We start from the raw sequence: 22919 nt of genomic DNA, 5'->3' as shown, positions 1-22919 counted from the left end.
GATTTTGCACGTAGCATAATGTATCCAGATGAAGAACAACGGGTATCAGGGATCAACAAGGTCCGCACGGGAAAGAGGGCGTATGTAATCACTGACATAACTCCGTTTCCACCAGGTGCCGCCTCGCCTCCGTTCCTCTTTTGTAGCATACCTGTATTTGAACAGCCGGGCCCGGATATGTCGGGGTGATGCACCCTTGAAGGGAGTATCCCTCAGCAGTTTTTCTGTAGCCCTGTCGCCCTGCAGTAACTTTTGGATAAGCTGCCTGAGCCAGGGATTTCGGTGGGGCGAAGACATGGCTGCAAACCACATTTGCCAGTCAAGCCGCAGGTGGTAGGGCGATATTTGGGGAGGTCGCCGGGAAGGAGATCCGGGTTTGCCCTTGAACTCATAGGCTTTCCATTCGGTGTCGGGCCCAATCGAGCTGTCGCGGGTTCCCTCGAGTATTATCTCATATCGGGTTTTGGTTACAGAGCCGAATGCACCATAGGTATTTACAAGGTGGAGGGGATTAAAACTGAAATTCATCACCTGCCTCGGAGAAAGCATGTTTTTGACGGGACGGTAGCTCAAATATAGTACCGTTAGGCCCAGAATGACCAGCACAGGCCAGTAAAGTTCGGGAATAGGTGCCATTTGGGGAGGCGTAATGGTTACGAACCGTTGTATCACAGCGTCATTGAATCCACTGAAAGCCAGCGACAGGGTTAGCCAGTTCAGCCACGAATAGTTGCCACTGACGATGAGATAGGCTTGTGAGAGAATGATAAGGGCCGCGGAAATGGAGGCGATCGGTTGAGGAAAGAACAGGCCCCAAACTACAATAAGTTGTATAAAATGGTTGAACAGCGTTTCGGTTTTATGGATCCACTGCGGCATAAGGTGGAAATAACGACTCAGGGGATTGGGCAGCGGCTGGGTTTCGTGATGGTAGTTGAGGCAGGTAAGGTCGCGCCAGCACTGGTCGCCGCGCATTTTGATGAGACCAGCTCCAAATTCCACCCTGAACAGCATCCACCGAACCAGCCAGATTACCAGGACCGGAGCAGCCATATGCATTGGGCCCAGGAAGATGGCAAAGAACCCGGCTTCCAGCAGCATCGATTCCCAGCCAAAACCGTAGAATGTTTGCCCCGCATTTACAATGGAGAGGTATAGCACCCAGAGCAGAAACCAGATCAGCATGGAAAACCCCAGTGGCCCCGATTCCGAAAGACCCGTCAGGGCGATCAGCGATAGCACGATGCCGGTTCCGGCTACCCCTCTGAGCAGTGCGTCTGAGTATTTCCAGTGAAAAATACTGGGAGCTTTTTTGAAAGGGATCCGGTTGAGATGGGAATCGATAGGCATCAGGCCGTGTTTCCCGCAGAGCGGGGGGAACTGATTCAGCGCGTTGATAAATGCGATAAGATAAATAAAGCCGAGCGCCCGCTGCAGCAAGAACCGACTAATCCAATACTCTCCGCTATATAGCTGACCCAGGATCTCAAACACGTTTATTTTCCCCACCTCCGCTCGGGAAATTGTTAACGTTAATCAAATATCTTAAAATGTGAAGAAAATTCAACAGGTGACCTGCCAGAATCCCGCGTTCCCTCCGAATTTTAAACCGGATGCATTCAGCGATGAATTGGGTTTAGATATTTTCTCTACTCTCATTGTTGGTGGAATGATAAATGAATGCTCTGGGCTACTTTTCCCATTTTATAAATGGGGCGGGGATATCTTCAAAACATTCTTTGAGTGTAATATGGGCTACTGTTTGCCATCCCGTGAACACGCGGCAAGAAATGCAGGAATTGGGGAGAGTCCATTATTCATTACCAGATAAAAGTTGAAGACAACCCACGCCGAAATTTACCTGGGGCATCTGCTACACTCAATGGATCTGCAGTTCCTGCACTACGTTACATACAACGAACTACAGGTTTCGTATTTCCCGCCGGGTACAATTAGTCGTACTGTAGCTCGGGAGCTACAAAACGGACCCAGGAACTGTCTTCTTCATAGTGGTCTACAACCTCGGCAGTCTCTTCATTCTGGAACGAAGCCATCAGCTGCTCAACTTTGTCTTCCAGCGTACGAAGGCTGTTTTGGATCAGGTCTCGATTGAATCCATAATCTTCCAGCCGCAGGGTGTACTCCATGGAGATTACACGGCTGAGGATGCGCCCCATATCAACCATTTTGTGCTGTACCATCTTGGAATCCACATTAAAATTGAACAACCCGTTAAAACGGTCGGCCACATTGGAGGTCAGCTCATATTTTTGGAGGAAATCAAACATGTTGGTAAGCTTCAGCCGGCGCATTTTTTTGAACACCGATTCGGCAATCTGCTGGTAAAGAATATCGTTGGATCCCTCAAAGATCTGGAAGGGACGGCTGTCAATCAGTGAACGCCCTGCGATATGATCTAGCCGGTACCCCTTGGCTCCCATCAGCTGAAGCAGCGATTGCGAGGCTTCCTGCATAAGGTCGGTGGTAACGGTCTTGATCGTATTGGCCTGAACATCCATTGTTGAGGTGTCGCAGCTGAGTGGCACTTTGGTGCTCGTGTGTGTGCACATGGCAGAACAGACCGTAAACGCCATCTGGAGCCGGGCAATGCGGCGTTTTACCTGGTCGTATTCAAACAGGTTTTTGCCACCAACCAGTCGGGATTTGCAATGTTTGTGGGCTTCGTCAAGAAGACGCTTTAAAAAGCCCATGCCCATTCCGGGGAATTGCAGGCGGCTGCGGTGCAATACGTCGAGCATCATTTTGATACCGGTGGAACGGGGATTCAGCTTGTATTTCTGTGGAACGGTAATATCAATTTTGTTACGACCGTAGGGAAGCATGTACAGACCGAGGTTGTTATAGTATTCTTCGACTTCTATACCGCCGTTTCGGGTGTCATGAATGAAGAAGCCTATGTCGCGCCCCAGCCCGCTGCCGTTTTTCTTGTTCATGCGGGCGGTGATCAGCCAGTAATCCGCCTGTCCCGTCAGTCCCGCCCAATGTTTGGTTCCGGTCACCCGGTAGCTGGAAGTCTTGTCATCTTTTATGTAACTGGTTTCCATGCGCAGGGCATCGGAGCCGTAGTCGGGTTCGGTAATCATGAGACCGCCCATGCACTGATCGTCCAGGAAGCGTGAAAAGATATCCTGCTTAATCTCTTCATTACCATAATTGGCCAGGGGTTGCAGGAAAAGCGCCCCGTTGATTCCCATCATCAGCGAAAGTGCGAGCGACTCGTAGGAACTGGCTTCCAGCATGGAAAGAGCTTCGTGTGTTTTGCATCCTCTCCCCCCGTACTCTTCGGGGATAAAGGTCGACAGAGGCTGGCAGTCCATAACCTGCCGCAATGTTTTGGAGGGGATGCCCCGCTCCAGGCTTATTTCGTTGATATTGTCATCCGTTCTGAAAACAGTTTTAAGCCTGTTTCGATAGTTTTCTATAAACTCTGAAAAATCCATTCTTGCTATTTCAACTATTTGGAAAGGTAAACCGTGCTAATTCGTTTTATTGATCCCGGTTGCCAGGTGAAAGAAATTAATTCATTCATTTTGTAAAGATAATGAATGCGGTATCTAAGTGAAAGTACCGGAAATTCGACGCCCTCATTCCCCGGCATATATAATTAAAGCTGATCTGGTATATCTGATGTAATATAACGAACTCCTGCGATATTAAGTATTCCAGATGGGATAAAGTGAATTGAACAGGGAAGCTGTAATCAAAGAAAAATGAAGGAAGCTGCTCAGCAAATCTCCCCGGTTTGGGGATCGATATAGCAGCTGTCGCCTGAAACCATCCGTTGTTCACGTAGTTCTGTTTCCAGCTCGCGGAGAAACTGGTTGATCTGCTGTTTTCCCGTTACCAAATGATCGTTTTCCTGCAGGTAGGGGAGTTCCTGGTTCGCTTTGGCGGGATAGCGATGAATTTTGTGGGAGATGACCATCTCTTTCAATCGTTGTTCAATCTGGTCTGAAAGAGGATCAGGTTGTTCCGGGCGGTGAAGAAGAATCATAATCGTGTAATTTTATAGAGTGCTTTGCAAAACTTCTGGTTTTTCAAAACCCTCTTTATAATGTATGGAAAACCACGATGCGGTATCATCTTTTATGGGCCTTAGTTTTTAAAAGTGTTCCGTTCAATGAGCTCTCGGGCACTTTTTAGGGCGGCATCGGTGATATCCTCGCCGCTCATCAGGCTTGCCACCTCCTGTATGTGTTCCTTATTGGATAATGGATTTATGCGGGAGACCGTTCGCCCGTCCTTCTCCGCTTTTTCCACTTTGTAGTGATGGTGCGCCTGGCTGGCGATCTGCGGCTGGTGGGTGATCGCGATAATCTGGCACTGCTGGGAAAGGCGGCGCATGCTGCGTCCCACTTTTTCCGATATTTCGCCGCTGATGCCGTTGTCGATCTCATCAAAAATCATAACCGGCAGGCTCTGTTCCTTGGCCAGGATCGATTTTAGCGCCAGCATCACCCGGCTGATCTCCCCGCCCGAGGCGATTTTTGCCAGTGGTTTGGGTTCTTCACCCTTGTTCGTTGAAATGTAGAGACTGACTTCATCACAGCCATGTTCGGTGCATTCGACCGGTTGGCCATCCACCTGTATCCAGCCGTGATCCGAAAAAAGCCAGTCGACGCGCACTCGAAACTGCCCTTCAGGTATCCCCATCTGGCGCAGCTCATCCACGATATCCGCACTCAGTTTTTGTCCGATCTGCCTCCGCTTGTCATGCAGGGCCCGGGCGCGCTGGCTAAGTTCTTCGGCCTTGGCAGAGATCTTCTTCTCCATTTTTTCGATTTCCAGGTCAAAATTTTCAGCCAGGCTCAGCTCTTTACGGATCTGGTGGTGGTATTCAATGAGTTCCGGGATGCCGCGATTATATTTTTTGCGCAGCCGATTCAGCTCGGAGAGCCGGTTACGAAGTTCGTCAAGGCGCTGGGGATTAAATTCGATGCTCGAGCGATAACGTTCGGTAAAGTTAATCATCTCCTGTATGCTGATACGGGCGGTGGAGATCTCTTCAAGATAGGTCTCAAAGTCTTCCTCAATGCGGGCCATATCCTCCAGGTGAAGCTTTATTCTGTTCAGCAGCTCCATTACGTTTACCTCATCTCCACTCCCCATCTCGACGACAGCCGCCGCTTTTTGATCGAGGTCCTCTGCATTGTCCAGCAGTTTCAACTCTGCCTCCAGCTCCTCCTCTTCATCGGGGTCGAGATTGGCCTCTTCCAGCTCCTGGTCCTGGAACCGGTAGAGCTCCATTTTTTCCTGCAGTTCGTCTTCCCGCTGCTGCAGCTTGCGGAGTTCTCGTTTTAGTTTTCCCATCTCGTGGTAGGTCTCCCGGTACGCGTTCAGAAGGGGAGCTATTGCATCAAAGCCGTCAATGACCCCCCGGTGATTTTCCTCCTTCAGCAACAGCTGGTGATCGTGCTGCCCGTGGAGGTCCACCAGGTAGTTGCCCACCTCGCGGAGTACGGCAATTGTGACCGGTGTATCATTGATAAATGCCCGGCTGCCCGATTCCCGGATCTCCCGCCGCAGTATCAGGTCTTGAGCGTATTCAACGGCGTTATCCTCAAGCAGCTCCCGGATGGGGGGCATCTCTCCCACGTGGATGATGCCTTCGGTAATAGCTTTGTCAGCCCCCTGGCGAAGGAGCTCCGTGTCGGCACGTTCGCCCAGGATCATATTCAGGGCCCCGACGATGATCGATTTACCCGCACCGGTTTGGCCGGTCAGTATATTCAGGCCGTTGCCGAGCTCAACCTCCAGCTCATCGATCAGCGCGAAATCTTTTACATACAGTGATTTGATCATAGCGACACTTTTTTATTTTGATGACGGTACAATGTAACAAGCGAGCAGAAAAAAGTCTCATTCACGGTGCTGATAATCAAGCTACCGGCGATATCGGCATTCAGCCGGGATAAGGAGATAACAATTGCAGGCAGATTCAGTTCCATGAAAAAAGGCTTCCGATCAAGGGAAAACCGGAAGCCTTATGAACTCTGTTGGAATAGTTTAATAATGATATCTATAGAACGAACATCTCAAGTAACTCTCCCTTAATGAAGAGTCACTTTATTGATACTTTTCGGGCCCGATCCTTACAGAAAATTTTTATTTTTTTTGTGCGTTACCTGATAGCTAAAAAAATATGAGCTAAATTAATGAATGACAGTGGTTTAGCTTATTTTCAGTATTGCTGATATGGCTAGAGATACCGCGCTAATTTTAAAACTGGAGGCCGCAATTTTGGAAAAAAAAGAATTTACAGAGCATCAGTACCGGGTTCCGGACGATTTTACATCCGGAACCCGGCTTGACAAGTATATCGCCTCGTTGCTGGATGATACCTCCAGGACGAAGGTTCAGAAGGCGATTGAAGAGGGATATGTTACGGTCAATGAGAAGGCAGAGAAATCGTCCTATAACGTGGAGCCCGGCGACTGTATTAAAGTGAAGATTCCGAAACCGAAAGAGCCGGAGGCCATTCCCGAGCAGATGCCGCTGGATATAGTATATGAAGATGAAGACCTGCTGTTGGTCAACAAACGGGCGGGAACTGTGGTCCACCCCGCCAAGGGGAACTGGACGGGAACGCTGGTCAACGGTCTGCTCTGGCATGTAGACAGCCTTTCGGGCCAGGATGAGGATACGCTACGCCCGGGCATCGTTCACCGCCTGGACAAAGATACCAGCGGTCTGCTGGTTGTGGCAAAAAACGACAAAACGCACGAGGTACTGAGCTCTTATTTTAAAGAAAAGGATATTGAGCGGACCTACTGGGCGATCATCTGGGGAATCCCGGAAAAGGAATCGGGTACCATTACCGGCAATATTGGACGAGATCCACACCACAGGAAGCGAATGGCGGTACGACCTGAAGGACAGGGTAAACGAGCGGTGACCCATTACCGCGTGCTGGAATATTTTGATCACCTGAGCCTGGTTGAAGTGACCCTGGAGACGGGGCGCACGCACCAGATACGTGTCCATTTTGCTCATGAAAAGCACTGGGTGTTTGGCGACCGGCAGTACGGGGGCGACTCGGTCCGCTACGGCGCCAACACCGGTACACGCCGGCAGATGTTTAACAACCTGTTTGCCAACCTGAAGCGCCAGTGCCTGCACGCAAAGACGCTTGGATTTGAACACCCCACCTCGGGTGAGCCGGTTATCTTTGACTCGGAGCTGCCGGGCGACTTCCAACAGGTGCTCGCCACGCTCCGCCAGAACTGCAAGCCCGAACCGCTGTATTAACGTGAGTTCTATATTGCTTCCAGCTTTAACATTGTTTCTTAATTTCTTGGGGTAGGCCTTTAATCTCCCCCTTGGGGGGAGCCCCGCCGAAGGTGGGAGGGGTGTTCTTCTCTATGTCAGACCTGCACCTCCCGACCCATTTCGCAAAACCCGCGATTGGACCACTCTCCTCAAGGAGAGACTGTTTTACTGTCATTTTAAGGCAAACAGGCATTCTGGTTGCGATAATTACGTTGAACTCAGGTGTATTAGGTAGGTTGTTGGTTAAACTGACATGATAGTTCTCAGGGAGGCACAGATTATTTTTTGCGTCCTGTCTCGTACCGTCTTCTTTGGTGCGGAAGAATGGTCCTGTATTTCGGGTACCATCATATTGTTCCCGAAGACGTGTGATTACCACAGGCAAATGGCTATTAAGCAAGATTATTCCATCCAGAGTCTGGAAAATCCCTGGATTAAATACCAAAAAACATCTTGCCTGCCTTCCCAAAGGTGCTTATCTTTGCAAACTATTTTGGAGGAAGTGAGATGATTGGCAGATAAAACAGATTGATATGCCGGAATTTGAATGGCAGTCATCGAAATTCAGCCAATTGTTACGAATCCTTCTTTCTTTGAAAAAAATGCGCACGTAGCTCAACTGGATAGAGCACCGCACTACGGATGCGGAGGTTGGGGGTTCGAATCCTCCCGTGCGTACTTTAATCCCTGCAGGTCACTGGCTTGCAGGGATTTGTTGTTTTAGGGTGTATCTTCGATAAAAAGAATCCCCCAATATTCCATTTCCCTTGGTCCAATAAAATTTATTACATTAAGTAACCGGTTAAGTCCTTGTTATTAACACTCCAATCAACATAACCAGATTTTCTATGAAGCCTAAACCACTCAATAATGAAACTGTTTCCACGGCTCGCAACGGTACGCCCAAAATTGTTCAATTTGGAGAAGGGAATTTCCTGCGCGCATTCTTTGACTGGATGATTGAAAAGATAAACAGGGAGACCAGCTTTAATGGATCCGTCACCATTGTGCAGCCGATACCCAGTGGACTGGTGGATGTGCTCGAAGAGCAGGATGGATTATACCACGTGCAGTTGCAGGGACTTAAAAATGGCAAGCCCCATACGAGTACGGAATTGATAACATCGGTGCAGGGAGGGATTAATCCGTATGAGGATTACCAGGGATTTTTGAAGCTGGCGGAAAACCCCGACCTCGAATTCATTGTCTCGAACACGACCGAGGCGGGGATCGCATTTGATGAAAGCGATACAGGTTATGAAACGATCCCCAACAGTTTTCCCGCCAAGCTCACGGCGTTCCTCCTGCACCGGTTTAACCATTTTGATGGAGACCGAAACAAGGCGCCCGTGGTGCTGCCGTGCGAGCTGATCGACAAGAATGGCGAAAAGCTAAAGGAATATATACTCCGGTACGCCGACTTGTGGGATACAGATTACCTGTTTCGCGACTGGGTGGATACCTACATGACATTCTGTAACACGCTGGTGGATCGGATTGTACCGGGCTTCCCCAGTGACAATATTGAGCAGATACAGCAGGACCTCGGGTATGAGGACAAGTTGGTGGTTACCGGCGAATATTTCCACTTGTGGGTCATCGAGGGACCAGAGTGGATCCAGGAAAAACTCCCTTTCCAAAAAGCGGGACTGAACGTGCAGTTTGTGGATTCGCTCTCTGCGTACCGGACCCGCAAAGTTCGCATTCTCAACGGAATCCATACCAGCATGGTACCGGTCGGTTACCTGGCGGGTGCCCGCACGGTTAAGGAGGCGATGGATGATGACGAGGTCAGCGCTTTCCTGGAAGCGGCCCTTTTTCATGAGATTATCCCGTCGCTCGACATGCCGTTGCACGAGCTTGAAGGGTTCGCCCGCGATGTGCTTGAACGGTTCAGAAATCCATATATTAAACATGAACTGAGTTCCATTGCGCTTAACTCCGTATCCAAATACAAGGTTCGGGTGCTTCCGTCTCTGTTGAGTTACCGCAGGAAGAAAGGCGAACTGCCCCTCCGCCTGGTGTTTGCGCTGGCATCCCTGATTCGATTTTACAAGGGCTCGTGGCAGGATCAGCCCACGCCTATCAATGATTCAGAAGAGGTGGTATCATTCATACAGGATGCGTGGATGCAGGGCGACTATGAAGAGGTGGCAAATGCCGTACTTGGGAATACCGACTTTTGGGATCAGGATCTCTCGGAAATATCGGGACTTGCCGACCAGGTGGCCCGCTACCTTGAACATATTGACAACAAGGGAATAAACCGGTCAATAAAAAAGCTGTTTTAAACCCTCTACCAACAATTCACTCATTCACTCATTCATTCAATAATTAACCTCCCCGGTTCTATTAATTAACCATTTCCCCTATCAACATGAGTAAAAATACACTGCAAATACACCCGGACGACAACCTGTTAGTAGCCCTCACCGACCTGGAAGCCGGTCAGGTTGTCGAGACAGGCGACAGAAAAGTAACCGTAATGAACGACATCCCGGCCAAGCACAAGTTGGCGCTTCAAGACCTGGAGGCCGGTGACAAGATCTATATGTATGGGTCGCTGGTCGGCACGGTCACCGAAGATGTCCCCGCGGGAGGATTGCTGACGGTTCAGAATACAAAGCATGAAGTCTCCGAGTACTCCACGGATCCCTCTGGGGGCACCTGGAATCCCCCCGATGTAAGCAGGTGGAAAGACCGGCAGTTTATGGGGTATCACCGGCCGGATGGGCAGGTCGGGACGGCCAACTACTGGCTGGTGGTTCCCCTTGTGTTCTGTGAAAACCGCAATGTCAACACCATTAAAAATGCGTTCATGCAGGAGCTGGGGTACGCCAACAGCAATATTTATGAGAAATACGTATCGGAGCTGGTACAGCTGTATAAGGAGGGAAAAACCGGCCAGATTCAGGAGATGACAGACCCGCCGCCCAAAAGTGAACTCAATACTGCGGATCCGCTATTTGAAAATGTGGATGGTATCAAGTTTTTAACCCACGAAGGGGGATGTGGGGGCATTCGGCAGGATTCAGAAGCGCTATGCGGCCTGCTGGCGGGATATATTTACCATCCCAACGTGGCGGGAGCAACAGTCTTGAGCCTTGGCTGTCAAAATGCACAGATTGAGATCCTGCTTGAGAAGATCAGGGATCTGACTCCCGACCTGCAGAAGCCGCTGTATATTTATGAACAGCAGCAAAGCGGAACGGAGTATGAGATGCTCACCTCCGCTATTCGTCAAACATTTTTGGGACTGACCGAGGCAAACAAAAACGAGCGGAAACCAGCGCCGCTCAGCAAGCTCACCGTGGGGATGGAGTGCGGGGGCTCCGACGGCTTTTCAGGTATATCGGCCAACCCGTCCGTGGGACAGGCCGGCGATTTCATAACGGCACTGGGAGGCTCGGTTATCTTGTCGGAATTTCCGGAACTTTGCGGAGTGGAGCAGGAGCTGATAGATCGCACCACCAGTAGGGAGATGGTTGAGAAGTTTGTCACCCTCATGCAGAACTACTCGGATGCGGCGGAGGCGTCCGGTTCCGGGTTCGACATGAACCCTTCCCCCGGAAACATCAAGGACGGCCTGATTACCGACGCCATGAAATCGGCCGGCGCGGCAAAGAAGGGGGGCACTTCCCCGATCAAAGCGGTCCTCGATTACACCGAGTATGTGCGGGAACCGGGCCTGAACCTCCTCTGCACGCCGGGCAATGATGTGGAAAGCACCACGGCAATGGCGGGTTCGGGGGCAAATATCATCCTCTTTACCACGGGACTCGGAACACCTACGGGCAACCCCGTCGCCCCGGTCGTCAAAGTTTCTTCGAACAGCGCGCTGGCTGAGAAAATGCCTGACATCATCGATATTGATACTGGGCCGGTCATCAAGGGGGAGAAAACGATTGAAGAGATGGGGGCGGAAATCCTGGATTATATCATCGATTTGGCCAGCGGTAACATACAAACAAAAGCGATGCAGCTGAACCAGGATGACTTCATCCCCTGGAAACGAGGAGTTTCCCTTTGATTGGCGGCAGAATGCCTGGGCCTGCTTGCAAAAAATCGCATTTCATCCCCGCAAGGGATCCGGAAACCTGTAATGGCCGGTTTATAAGAACGTTTGGCACTCCATTCTCTTTTGTATAATATCAGCAAATTATTTTGGGAATGTGAATTCGCAAGATTTGTTGTATCCTGTTATTGACCGAATTGAGAGAAATACAACGTTAAATAAACCGAATCAAAAGATGAAGAAAATATTATTACCACTATTTGCATTTGTACTATTTTCAGCGGCCCCTTTAGCTGCGCAGGAAACTATTATGATCAGTGACACGCTGGCGGGATGGAGCCAAAGCTGGGTTGCCGGGCTCAACGGATCCCAGGCTTCCTACTCCAACTGGTCGCAAGGCGGTGTTAACAATATCAGCGTGACCGGTAATTCTACTTTTACCCTGAAGCACAGGAAAGACAGGTTTGGCTATGGATTTCTGTTGGGAACCCGGTACGGGAAATCCAAAATTGAGGACCAGGGCACGCGAAAAACAGATGACCGGCTATCTATACGGAATCGGTTTACGTATGAACTGGCCCGCGAGAACAGCAGCTATTCAGCCTATGGAAACATCAACTTCCGGACACAGTTTGACAAAGGGTTTGAATATGGCGCAGGACCGAATGAAACGGACGTGTTGATCTCCAGGTTTATGGCCCCAGCCTACTTCTCGCAGGGTGCCGGTGTGGCCTATATCCCGTCCGACTATTTGAGTGTGGAAGCAGGACTGGGACTGAAACAGACCATCGTAACGGATGATGACCTGGAAACACTGTATGGACTGGACGAAGGGGAGACCCTCAGGAATGAAGGGGGTGTCACACTGGGGATTGGATATGAACAGGCTGTGTTGCCTGATTTTCAGCTGAGTTCCAGCGTAGAGACATTCACCAATGTTAATGAAGCGTTATCGAGCACCGATATTTACTTCTCCAGCCAGTTGACGGGCAAAGTGAATGACCTCATCAACACTTCATTGAGGGTAGACCTGGCTTATGATGAGGATTTTTCTGATGAGATCCAGGTGTTGCAGGTATTTTCTCTCGGAATCTCTTTTATACTGCTTTGATGGATTGACCTTACAACCAGCAGAAGCCATTTATGGAAGCGTCGCATCAGAACCAGGTGCGGCGCTTTATTTTTTTCTGCTCATCTATTCCTTGATTTGGACCTTCTATTTCGAAATGGAAGCAAGGCCCGCGTCCCGGCCCACCCGCGATTACGTGCGTTGGGCGTTGAGCTGCTGCCAGTGGCATCTAATAAAATGAGATTGGTCAAGCCGGTAGCCCGCATTTGAACAATAGATGTTTCAGTCAATACTCGCCTCTTTTTAGCGTTGAGCTGTTTACATTGCTTAAAATTTTACAGTACTTCCATTTCTTATGTGGTCCTCCATAAAATCGATTGTTATATGGTTGGCGGTTCTGCTGCTGATTCTTTGCTGGCTCCCGGTGGTGGGACTGGTCTACCTGTTTGACAGCGATCCCGCCCGCTACCGAACAGGCCAGATGTTTCGGAAGCTGGGGAAGTGGATTACCAAAGTGAATCCGGAGTGGAAAATCCGTATTTCCGGCAACACATCGGTGGATGACCGAACCCCGTTTGTAATCGTCAGCAATCACCTTTCCAATGCGGATATCCCGTTGATCTCCAACCTGCCCTGGGAGATGAAATGGATTGCCAAAAAAGAGCTTTTTGAGGTACCGTTCTCCGGGTGGATGATGAAGATGGCCGGAGATATCCCGGTAAACCGGCGCGATCCGCGCAGCCAGATATCCACGCTCAAACAGGCGGTCCACTACCTGCGCAACGACTGCTCGGTGATGTTTTTCCCGGAAGGAACCCGGTCGCGTTCGGGCAGGCTGGGGCGATTTACCAACGGGGCGTTTCACCTGGCTATACGCGAGCAGGTCCCCGTTCTGCCACTCGTAATCGACGGTACGCAGCAGTGTCTCCCCAAAAATAGCTGGAAGTTTGGCCCAGCCCCGTCGATCCGCCTGAAGGTATTGGAGCCGGTACCCGTCGAAGGGCTAACCTCAGAGAATGTGGAGGCGTTAACCCGCCAGGTTCGATTGCAGATCCTGGAGCAGCTCGTCGAGTGGCGGGATGAGTCTCCTGAAAAGGTGGACGCTACAAGCCAACCCTGAGCAGCCACATCAAAAGATCAGCGTCATTCAATCCAGGGCCACCTCTATCAGGTAGTCATCAAGCTTTTGCTGGGGTATGATATGACTGTCGAGCTCCAGCTGAGTCACAATTTGCCGGTTGCGCCGGCAGCAGGTTGTATAAAATCGATTGAGCGATTCCAAATCTTCGAGGATCAGTTTGCCAATATACTGCTCCATAAGGTGTTCTCGCCGAAATTGTTCCAATACAACGTCAAAAAAGCGGCTTGATTCTCCGGTAAAAAGACGGCCAATAAGCCGGACGTCCAACAGCTTTTTGTCAGGCACAGGCAGTCTGTAATTCATGGGCGTCAGGTTTTTAAGCAACACCGGGGGTAAATGGTGGATCGAGTCGACGCGATGTTCCGCCAGGTAGACCAGCCGGAGCAGGGCGCCCAGGGCTTTGCGGACGACCACATGTCCCTTGAAAGCCCCATACGTTTTCCACTCCTTCTCCTCCATTCGCTGCCGCATATTGAGCCTGAAAACCAGCGCTTTTTCTTCTTTGCGAAGGTGGATAAAGTAGTATGTTTCGGGTGATTTTTTTGCATGATTGAATTCCGGCTGTTCCTGCCTGATCAATTTGTTCTCCAGTAGCAGCGCCTCTTTTTCATTCTTGCAAAGCTCGTACGTTATGTTGTGCACCATGCGAATAAGACGAATGGTCTTCCGGGAGGTCGCTCCCACTTTGGCCCGCCGGTAGCTGAAGAGCCGGGCTCTCAGATTTTTGGCCTTGCCAACATACAAAAGCAGGCCACTGCGCCCGAACATTTTGTAAACTCCGGGTTCCGATGGAAGCGCTTCAAAGAAATCGGTGCCCACCCGGTCTTCCAGTGGATTGTAATGATTGAAAAGTCGCTGCTGTTGGCTGTTTTTCATCTGTTTAAAGGCTCTTCATAAAAAGTATGCGGATCACGCAATGTATCCGGTTTCCCGGCTTTGTCTTTCCTATTCGGGTATACTCGTGCACTGGGGATCCAAATGTATAGATGATGTTGCAAAAAGTTGACTGGAAAAGTCCTCCGATAATTATTCAAGTGAAATCCGCAGTATTAGATGTACTCCGTTTCTGACTCCCTGGCAGATTGCTGAGTTTACGGGTGCTCGTTTCATGAATAAAAAATATTCTCCTTAATTAACACAAGAATTACCATTTTTCGAGTTATTTGCATTACTTTATAAATACAATCTTCAGAAAAAAAGGGGAAGTTATGAAGAAGCTATCAGGTACAGGGATGTTTTTGTTCATTATTCTTTTCACATCTGCGGGCTTTGGACAGTCAGAAGAGGCGAATTATCTGAGATTCGACTACGTGAAGGTTGCCCCGGGACAGGTTCAGGCATATGTGGAGTACATGAACTCCACGTGGAAGCCGCTTTACCAGCAGCAGGTTGAAGAGGGAAAGATTGATAGCTGGAGTCTTTACAGGGTCTTTACTCCCGGTGGAGATGGCGGCAAGTATAATTTTGTTGCAATCACATCGGCGGCAGGATTGAATGTTTTTGAATCGTTAAGTCCCCGTGATATCCTGATGATGGACCAGAGGTCCAGGGACCAGATCAATAATATGATGGCAAAAGCCAATGAGCTCCGGACGGTCATGTACACCGAATTCTGGAAGGCGATCAACAAAATTGCAGAAGATGCGGCTTCTCCCCATTCTGCTAAATATATGATGGTTGATTACATGCTTGTGGCCCCCGGGAAAGATTATGACTACCAGATGCTTGAGGATGAGGTCGCCAAGCCGATCCACCAGGAGCGAAAGGCCACAGACCGGATGGTGGGATGGGAGCTCTATTCCCTGATAACGCCAGGTGGACAAAATTACGGGTACAACTTCGCCACGGGCAATTTTTTTGATGAGCTGGAGGATGTGGAGTATGGATTCACCGAGGATGTAATCAAGAACGCCCTGCCCGGTACTGACATACCGGAACTGTTTGATACTATTTTTGACACGCGAAGACTCGTCAACAGCCAGATATGGGAGCTGGTTTACCGGGTGGATTGACAGCATGCAGGGTAATATTCAATGAGCCATCTGGATAACGATGTGTTTCTGTTATGGGCTTGTGTTTAAATGAGACATTCTCCATCTTCATCGTGAGCTGATTTCAAAGCAACCGCTGAAGCATGCCGTACATTGCCGATCTCCACGTCCATTCCCACTACTCCCGGGCCACGAGCAAGGATCTTAATCTCGAGTCGCTTTACCAGTGGGCGAAAATTAAGGGCATCAATGTTGTTGGAACCGGCGACTTTACCCATCCCGCGTGGTTCGCCGAGTTGAAAGAGAAGTTACGTCCCGACGGAAACGGCCTGTATGTGTTGAAAGACCCACCCCGCGAAGAGGCGATTCCCGGCACTGTGACTCGGGATATTGACGTTCGGTTCTGCCTGTCCACGGAGATCAGTTCCATTTATAAATATGGAGACCGGGTCCGAAAAAACCACAACCTCGTGTATGCCCCGGATCTTGAGACCGTAGCCAGGATCAATCACAGGCTCTCTTCCATCGGAAACCTGGAGGCAGATGGGCGCCCGATCCTGGGACTTCCCTCGCGTGACCTGCTCGAAATCGTGCTCGAAACGTCTGGGCGCGCCCACTTGGTGCCGGCCCACATATGGACGCCCTGGTTTTCCACACTCGGTTCCAAGGCGGGGTACGATAGTATGGAGGCCTGTTTTCGCGATTTGACACCCCATATTTTTGCAGTCGAGACCGGTCTCTCTTCCGATCCGGAAATGAACTGGAGGCTGAGTGCACTCGACCAGTATACGCTTATATCAAACTCCGACGCCCATTCTCCCTCCAAACTGGGTCGCGAAGCCAATATCATTGACACCGGATTAAGTTATGATGAGCTGTTTGACTCCTTCAAAACAAGGGACGGGTTCCTGGGGACTTATGAATTTTATCCTGAAGAAGGAAAGTACCACCACGACGGCCATCGAAAATGCAATATCGCCCTACCTCCTGAAGTGACGAAGAGATATCAAAAAAAATGTCCCGAATGCGGCAAGCCGTTGACGGTGGGTGTATTGCACCGGGTTGTTGATCTTGCTGATCGGGGAGACTCCCGAAAGCCAGAGAATGCTGCGGGATATAAGTATATCATCCCGATTCCGGAGGTACTGGGTGAGATTGAGGGAGTGGGGCCCAAAACAAAAACCGTTCGCAGGAAATACCGCGACGTGATCTCGAAGTATGGAAATGAATTCAGCTTGCTGCACGAGGTACCTACAGATGAAATCCGTAAGAACAGCGGACCGGTACTGGCAGAGGCCATAAGCCGGATTCGTAACAATGAGGTGACCCCAAAGGCGGGATATGATGGTGTCTACGGGGTTGTCAAGGTATTTGAAGAGGGAGAAATTGAAAGAATTCGGGGTCAGCTTGGATTCTTTAATATGGGAGAATACAGGAAGGAAGAAACATCTGCTAATGTAGCTGAGCCCGTCCAACCGTTGGATGTACAGGAAGACAAGGAAACGGCCTCTCGATTTTCGCTGAATGCCCGGCAGGAAAAAATTAAACAATCGGTTGAGGGAGCGACGCTGGTGGAGGCCGGTCCCGGGACCGGGAAAACTCACACGCTGGTGGAATGGATTGTCCGACAGGTAGAGTCGGGCAAATGGACCCCGGGAGAGATACTGGCCGTTACATTTACAAATAAATCCGCCGAGGAGCTGCAACAGCGATTAACTGGTCGGTTGGGAGGCAGGGCCGAGGCGATGACGATCGGAACGTTTCACGGCGTGGCATGGAAACTGCTGCGCGAGCTGAATCCCGGTCTTAACACAATTTATGACCGTGCAGCTCGGAGAATGGCCTTCCGTTTTCTTTTTCCGAAGCTGCGTCCCGAAGAGAGAGCGACGGTTGAAGATCAACTCGTGGACCACTTTGAGCTTGGGAAGGAGCTGCCAGGAAAGTTTCGGAGTTACCGGCAGCGGTATCTGGATTACCTGGCAGAGCAGGGCGCAGCTGACCTCTCAAATTTGATTAACCGACTGGTTGGTATTCTTGTTGAGGATGTGAGTCTGCAAGAAAAACTGCAGCACAGGTTCGGGGCGGTCGCTGTCGATGAATTTCAGGATATAAACCCAATACAGTACTCCCTGGTGAAATTGCTGGCCGGAGGCGATGACCAAAGTATCCTGGCCATCGGGGATCCACGCCAGTCGATTTACGGTTTCAGGGGGTCCGATCCCGGGCTCTTTTTTGAGTTTGGGCGCGAGTTTAAAGCACGGAAAATCTCGCTGAACCGCAACTATCGATCTACCGGCTCGATTGTACAGGCGGCGGGATCGCTGATACGCAACAATAAAGGAAGCGGCAGTACCAGAGTAAATGCCGTCAAAAAGGAGGGAAGTCTGGTTACTATTCATCGCGCGCGAAATCCATTTGAAGAGGCCGACTATATCCTGGATCAAATTGAACGCTATATCGGTGGTATTGACAGCCTGGCTTCCGGAACACATACCGACAGCGAGCACTCATATGGACTTGGAGACATCGCGGTACTTTTCCGCACCAACGCGGTCGGAGATGCGCTTTTCAAATCATTCCTGGAAGCAGGCATTCCCGTCAGTTACGGGGACGGAACGTCATTTTTGGCGGAGCCCCCGTTTACGGTAATATCGAATCTGCTGCAGTTACACCTTGATCCCGGGAACAGCATGGCTCTCAGTGATCTGCTTTCGGAGGCCTATGGATGGAGCGATGCTCAGGTAACGTCACTGTTAAGCCGGGTCAAGAACAGGTCCGATTCCTTGTTTGGGAAGCAGCTGTCGGAAAAAATTGGAGCTCCGCTTCAGGGCGATCTGAAAGAGCTTCGGAGGCTGCTGGAGCAGGTATCTGACGAAATGGAAATGGGAGGTAAAAGACTGAAGCGGGTGGTTGAGCTTATTTCATCACATTTTTTGCCGGATGAACTGCTAAGTGAGACGCAGCTTCTGAAAAAAGAAACACTTCTGGAACTGGCCGGGCAATCTGGCGGAAATATTGAACAATTCCTGCATCAGATGCAGCTGAATCCGTATACCGATGCGGGACGCCTTAAAACGGAGGGGGTCCACCTGTTGACGTTTCACGCCGCCAAGGGGTTGGAGTTTCCGGTCGTGTTTATCGCCGCGGCAGAAGAAGAAATTACCCCGCTCCTTCGGGAAGGTACGGACATGGAGGAGGAGCGTCGTCTCTTTTATGTTGCCATGACACGGGCTGAAGAAGAGCTGCAGATCACCTGCTCGAGGGAACGGAGCCGGTATGGGGAGATTCGCCCAATGGAGGAGTCCCGGTTTATTGCCGAAATACCGGAAGTCCTGAAAGAAGTAACCGGAAAAACGGAATCCGTACCGGAACAGCAGGAGGATAATTCCGCTCTCTCCGGGCAGCTTGGCCTGTTTTAGGGAATGCAGCAGTCTGCCAGTCTCATGTCACATGCCAACGATGAACATTCAGCTTTACAGGATCGAAGGTAATATTGATGCTGCAGATCACACAGAATAAGTAGTTCTGACAGTATCTTTCCAAGCGGTATGTGTAGATCAGCCTGATCGGTGGTATCCGCGTTATGTCAGGAACAGGCCGAATTGATGTGACACTAGTTATTGCCACCTGCAGCGTGTATTGATTACGCGCATAAGAGGAATGGAGAATGCAAACAATTGCAACATGAGACGACTTCTATACCTTGTGCCGGCACTTCTGGTCATATTCTCTTGTGAGAATGCCTCATTACTGTCGGGAATTGATCAGGAAGATCTGTTCCATTCGGTCAGGCATACCGACTCGCTGAGGATAGAGCTGGATTTTCAAAACCGGGAAATATCAGAACCGGAGGATATTGAAGCAGAATTTGTTCTTGAGAATATCACGGATGATACGCTACGCTATAGGTTTTCCTCCGGCTGCCAGGTTGGATATTTCATCAGCACCAGAGGCCAGAGAGTCTTCGACAGTACAGAGAGGGTGATGTGTACGGCCGCACTAACCAAGTTGGTAATAGAGCCGGGCAAAAGCGCCAGGTACACGATCTCCCTTGAGCACTTTGATACAGATGATATTCAGCTCGAAAAGGGGTTATACCGGTTAACAGCGTTTCTCCTTGGGGATAACGGGGTGAAAATTACTGCCCCGTTTGTAACCAGGTAAGTGGAAATATCATCCATCAGATGGCGGGTGAACCCACTTCAAGCGCGGGGTTGTTTTGGGCCAGCAATTCCGCCGGATGATACGCTTTCCTTCCTGTCCCGTCCCTGACCTGGTGCCGGCAAGAAAATCCGGGGGCACAAACCAGCGCGTCATCCGGAAGATCCCGTAATGCCGGGAAAAGCACCAGTTCTCCGATCTCCATGGATACCTCATAGTGGTCATGCTCGTATCCAAAGCTGCCGGCCATGCCGCAGCATCCCGTTTGCAGGTCTACTGGCTCGAAGCCCACTTTCTTCAGCAGCCTCATGGTTGGTTCCATGCCCACCAGTGATTTCGCGTGGCAGTGACCGTGCACATAAACTTTTGTGCCGGACGCGGATCGAAGGATCGAGGTATTATCCAGTTGGTTAATAAACTCCTCGAACTGGTAAGTGTGATCTGCAACGGCTTTGGCCTTATCTAGCTGTTCGTTGTCACACAAATCGGGGTACTCATCACGGAGTGTCAGGATCTCTGACGGTTCCAGTCCGACAATAGGAAGCCCCCTGTCCACGTAGTTAAACAAGGGAGGTATATTGGAGTTAACCATTTGTTTAACCTCCTTCACCATTCCCTTGGATAGATAGGTGCGTCCCAGTTCCTTAATCCCGGGTACCATTACTTCATACCCGAGCTGTTCCAGCAGGGAAACGGCGGCTTTGCCAATTTCAGGTTCATGGTAATCGGTAAAAAGGTCGACTAACAATACAACTTTTTTTGAAGAGGCGATGGAGCGGTGGCTTTTGAACCAGCTACGAAAAGTTTGGGAAGCGAATGCGGGCAGGTTCCTGTTGGGATGAATTCCGATGAACTGTTTAAGCAGCTCTTTGCCGGGATTGCTTTTGATAAACCAGTTGGTTAGTTCTGGCAAGAGAGAGGCCAGGGGGTACAGTTTGCCGGTGTGTCCAAAAAATCGTTCTGAAAGAGTGAGGCCGTGCTGCTCATGCCAGCCTTGCATGAACTCCGCTTTCATGCGGGCCATATCAACATTGGCGGGACATTCACTCTTGCATGCCTTACAACTGAGACAGAGGTCGAGGGCATCCCTGAGCTCTTCGGAATTAAACGCATCAGCTTGTTTGCCAGAAAAAAGCTGGCGAAAAAGATTGGCGCGGCCGCGGGTACTGTCTTTTTCTTCCCTGGTAGCCATGTATGAGGGACACATCGTACCGCCGCTTTCCGCCAGTTTCCGGCAGACGCCGGCTCCATTACACAGTTCCAGAGCGTCCCCGAAGCTGCCCTCGTTGCGCCACTTGAACTGGGTATCGATATCGGTTTTCCGGTAACCTGAGGCAGAAAAGCGAAGGTCTTCATCAATCGGGAGGGCACGTACAATTTTCCCCGGATTCAGGATATAGTTTGGATCGAACATCTCTTTTACTTTGTGAAGCAGTGGTATCATCTCCCGGCCCAGTACCTTGGGAATGTAGGGTGCCCGGGCCCGTCCGTCCCCGTGCTCACCGGAGAGCGACCCGTTGTAGCTATGCACCAGTTCTGCGATTTCTTCCGCCATTGCTTTCATTTTTTCGACTCCTTCGGGGGTGTGTATGTCAATAACGGGTCGCAGGTGAAGTTCACCCACCGAGGCGTGAGCGTAAAACACGCAGTTGGTGTCGTATTTGTCGAGCAGTGCCTGGAAGTCATCCACATAGTCGGGGAGATCTTGTACTCGTACAGCGGTATCCTCACAAAAGGAGGGAGATGGGGCATCGGCTCCCAGACCCATAAGGAGCCCGAGACCGGCTTTGCGAAGCTCCCACACCCGGGTTACTTCGTCCGGTTCTGTAAGGATGGGGGTGGAGTATCCGTAGCTTTTTTTCTGCAAAGCCTCTTTAAGCTCAGAACTTCTCTGCAGCAGCTCCTCCATCCGTTGGCCCTCGAGCTGTACGATCAGTATGCAGTGCGGCTCCCCATCCAGGAAAAAACGATTCTTTCGCTGCTCAATGTTTCCCTTTGTGGCGTCCAGTATAATGTTGTCGACCAGCTCCACGGCAGCGGGATCATGTTTGACAATCTCAACCGTGGCCTCCATCGCCTCCCGTATGGAGCTAAAATGGGGCACCAGCACCAACCGGCAGGGATCAAGTGGCACAAGGTTTATCTTCGCCGATGCGGTTATGGCCAGCGTTCCCTCGCTTCCGCAAAGCAATTCCGCCATGTTAAAGGGACGCCCATTCGGATCAAATGGCTGCATCGTGCAGAGTTTGTCCAGCGCGTATCCGGTATTCCGCCGGATAATATCGGGATGGGGATATGCCTGCAGGATCTGCTCCCGGTGTTCTTCAATAAGCTGTAGAACCCCCCGGTAAATATGACCTTCAAGATTCTCAAGCTGCTTTTTCTCCTCGAGCTCTTCCGGCGATAAAGGCTTAAAGACGGCACGGGTTCCATCACTCAGAACCGCTTCGATCTCCAGGACATGCTCCCGGGTAGTGCCGTATTTTATGGAAAACGAGCCACACGAATTGTTGCCGATCATTCCTCCCAGCATACATCGATTTGTGGTAGCCGTATCAGGACCAAACAGCAGTTGATGTTTCCCCGCCTCCCGGTTCAGGGTATCCCGGATCACGCCCGGTTGAACGTGGGCCATTCTATTTTGAGGATCCAAATCCAGGATTTGTGTCATATGCCGGGAGACATCCATAATAACGCCATCCCCCGTGGTCTGCCCGGCCAGGCTTGTGCCGGCACTGCGGGGCGTAATACTGAACTCCTGCTTGTTGGCCTGCAATACCAGCTGCTGGATCTCCCTGAGAGATCTGGGAAAGGCAACACCTTTGGGGATTTCTTCATACATGGAGGCATCGTTCGCGTAGAGACGTCGAGTTTGGGAGTCGGTCTTTATCTGGATCGATTCTGGCATATGCGTCTGTTTTTTTGATCAGGACAGTTCTAACGTAATAAATTCAGAGGAGTCGGCAAATGCAGTTTTGTTCCAAAAAGGAATACCTCTGTTTGGGAAGTGTTTCTAAAATTTTTTGAGAAAGGTCCAGTTAGATTCCAAATCCCAGGTTTTACAGGCTGAAGGAAGGGGAGGGTACGTCAATGCGGTAGTACGACTGCACCATCCAGCTGTGCCGGACTTTTATGAGAGCAACTGTCACTGAAAGACAGAATAACGATCTTCCGATTAACGTATCGTAGGGGCCGATTATATTGCATGTTTGTACAAGCAACGGTTGGGTAAAAGTTCCGTAATACATGAAA

General features: G+C 50.3%; 14 protein-coding genes and 1 tRNA gene. 9 read left to right on the top strand and 6 right to left on the bottom strand.

Annotation, left to right across the window (positions count from 1 at the left end; genetic code table 11):
* Positions 1-45 precede the first annotated feature (45 nt).
* From ACG2F4_RS00800 to recN, 4 genes are all read right to left on the bottom strand, one after another.
* Positions 46-1509 carry a lipase maturation factor family protein gene (locus ACG2F4_RS00800; RefSeq protein WP_395257308.1) on the bottom strand — a complete coding sequence of 488 codons (1464 nt, stop codon included), beginning with the start codon at positions 1507-1509 and terminating at the stop codon, positions 46-48.
* A 443-nt stretch (positions 1510-1952) separates the two neighbouring features.
* Positions 1953-3461 carry an acyl-CoA dehydrogenase family protein gene (locus ACG2F4_RS00795; RefSeq protein WP_395257306.1) on the bottom strand — a complete coding sequence of 503 codons (1509 nt, stop codon included), beginning with the start codon at positions 3459-3461 and terminating at the stop codon, positions 1953-1955.
* A gap of 284 nt (positions 3462-3745) precedes the next feature.
* On the bottom strand, positions 3746-4015 hold the full coding sequence (locus ACG2F4_RS00790) for a hypothetical protein (protein ID WP_395257304.1): 270 nt from the start codon (positions 4013-4015) through the stop codon (positions 3746-3748).
* A 101-nt stretch (positions 4016-4116) separates the two neighbouring features.
* Entirely contained in the window at positions 4117-5823 is a 1707-nt protein-coding gene (gene recN, locus ACG2F4_RS00785) for a DNA repair protein RecN (RefSeq protein ID WP_395257302.1), read from the bottom strand.
* A gap of 393 nt (positions 5824-6216) precedes the next feature.
* On the opposite strand from recN, the gene ACG2F4_RS00780 reads away from it, so the two are divergent.
* The 6 genes from ACG2F4_RS00780 to ACG2F4_RS00755 all read left to right on the top strand — a co-directional run bounded on the left by ACG2F4_RS00780 (position 6217) and on the right by ACG2F4_RS00755 (position 13494).
* Positions 6217-7269 (top strand): RluA family pseudouridine synthase, encoded by a 1053-nt coding sequence (locus ACG2F4_RS00780; RefSeq protein ID WP_395257300.1) that lies wholly within the window; start codon positions 6217-6219, stop codon positions 7267-7269.
* 625 nt (positions 7270-7894) lie between these two features.
* Positions 7895-7968: transfer RNA gene (locus tag ACG2F4_RS00775), tRNA-Arg, on the top strand.
* 170 nt (positions 7969-8138) lie between these two features.
* Complete coding sequence (locus tag ACG2F4_RS00770) at positions 8139-9581, top strand: tagaturonate reductase (protein ID WP_395257298.1); 1443 nt, start codon at positions 8139-8141, stop codon at positions 9579-9581.
* An 86-nt stretch (positions 9582-9667) separates the two neighbouring features.
* The gene (locus tag ACG2F4_RS00765; RefSeq protein ID WP_395257296.1) at positions 9668-11320 is read left to right on the top strand and encodes a UxaA family hydrolase; all 1653 of its coding nucleotides are present in this window, start codon (positions 9668-9670) and stop codon (positions 11318-11320) included.
* Between the two features lie 220 nt (positions 11321-11540).
* Positions 11541-12416 carry a DUF3078 domain-containing protein gene (locus tag ACG2F4_RS00760; protein WP_395257294.1) on the top strand — a complete coding sequence of 292 codons (876 nt, stop codon included), beginning with the start codon at positions 11541-11543 and terminating at the stop codon, positions 12414-12416.
* Between the two features lie 313 nt (positions 12417-12729).
* Positions 12730-13494, top strand: coding sequence for a lysophospholipid acyltransferase family protein (locus ACG2F4_RS00755; protein WP_395257292.1), 765 nt, complete (start codon positions 12730-12732; stop codon positions 13492-13494).
* Between the two features lie 27 nt (positions 13495-13521).
* On the opposite strand, the gene ACG2F4_RS00750 is transcribed toward ACG2F4_RS00755, so the two are convergent.
* Entirely contained in the window at positions 13522-14391 is an 870-nt protein-coding gene (locus tag ACG2F4_RS00750) for a nucleotide excision repair endonuclease (protein WP_395257290.1), read from the bottom strand.
* A 332-nt stretch (positions 14392-14723) separates the two neighbouring features.
* Between ACG2F4_RS00750 and ACG2F4_RS00745 the strand changes: the two genes are divergently transcribed.
* From ACG2F4_RS00745 to ACG2F4_RS00735, 3 genes are all read left to right on the top strand, one after another.
* Positions 14724-15527 carry a hypothetical protein gene (locus ACG2F4_RS00745; protein ID WP_395257288.1) on the top strand — a complete coding sequence of 268 codons (804 nt, stop codon included), beginning with the start codon at positions 14724-14726 and terminating at the stop codon, positions 15525-15527.
* 122 nt (positions 15528-15649) lie between these two features.
* Positions 15650-18925, top strand: coding sequence for a UvrD-helicase domain-containing protein (locus ACG2F4_RS00740; RefSeq protein WP_395257286.1), 3276 nt, complete (start codon positions 15650-15652; stop codon positions 18923-18925).
* Positions 18926-19190: 265 nt separating this feature from the next.
* Complete coding sequence (locus ACG2F4_RS00735; RefSeq protein WP_395257284.1) at positions 19191-19670, top strand: BsuPI-related putative proteinase inhibitor; 480 nt, start codon at positions 19191-19193, stop codon at positions 19668-19670.
* A 16-nt stretch (positions 19671-19686) separates the two neighbouring features.
* Here ACG2F4_RS00735 and ACG2F4_RS00730 read toward each other — a convergent pair whose 3' ends face one another.
* Positions 19687-22575 (bottom strand): FAD-binding and (Fe-S)-binding domain-containing protein, encoded by a 2889-nt coding sequence (locus ACG2F4_RS00730; RefSeq protein ID WP_395257283.1) that lies wholly within the window; start codon positions 22573-22575, stop codon positions 19687-19689.
* Positions 22576-22919: the final 344 nt, after the last annotated feature.

The organism is Halalkalibaculum sp. DA3122 (assembly GCF_043951865.1).
Lineage (GTDB): Bacteria > Bacteroidota > Rhodothermia > Balneolales > Balneolaceae > JAMQKA01.
The sequence above is the reverse complement of the archived record's forward strand: the minus strand, read 5'-3'. Positions and strand labels throughout refer to the sequence as shown.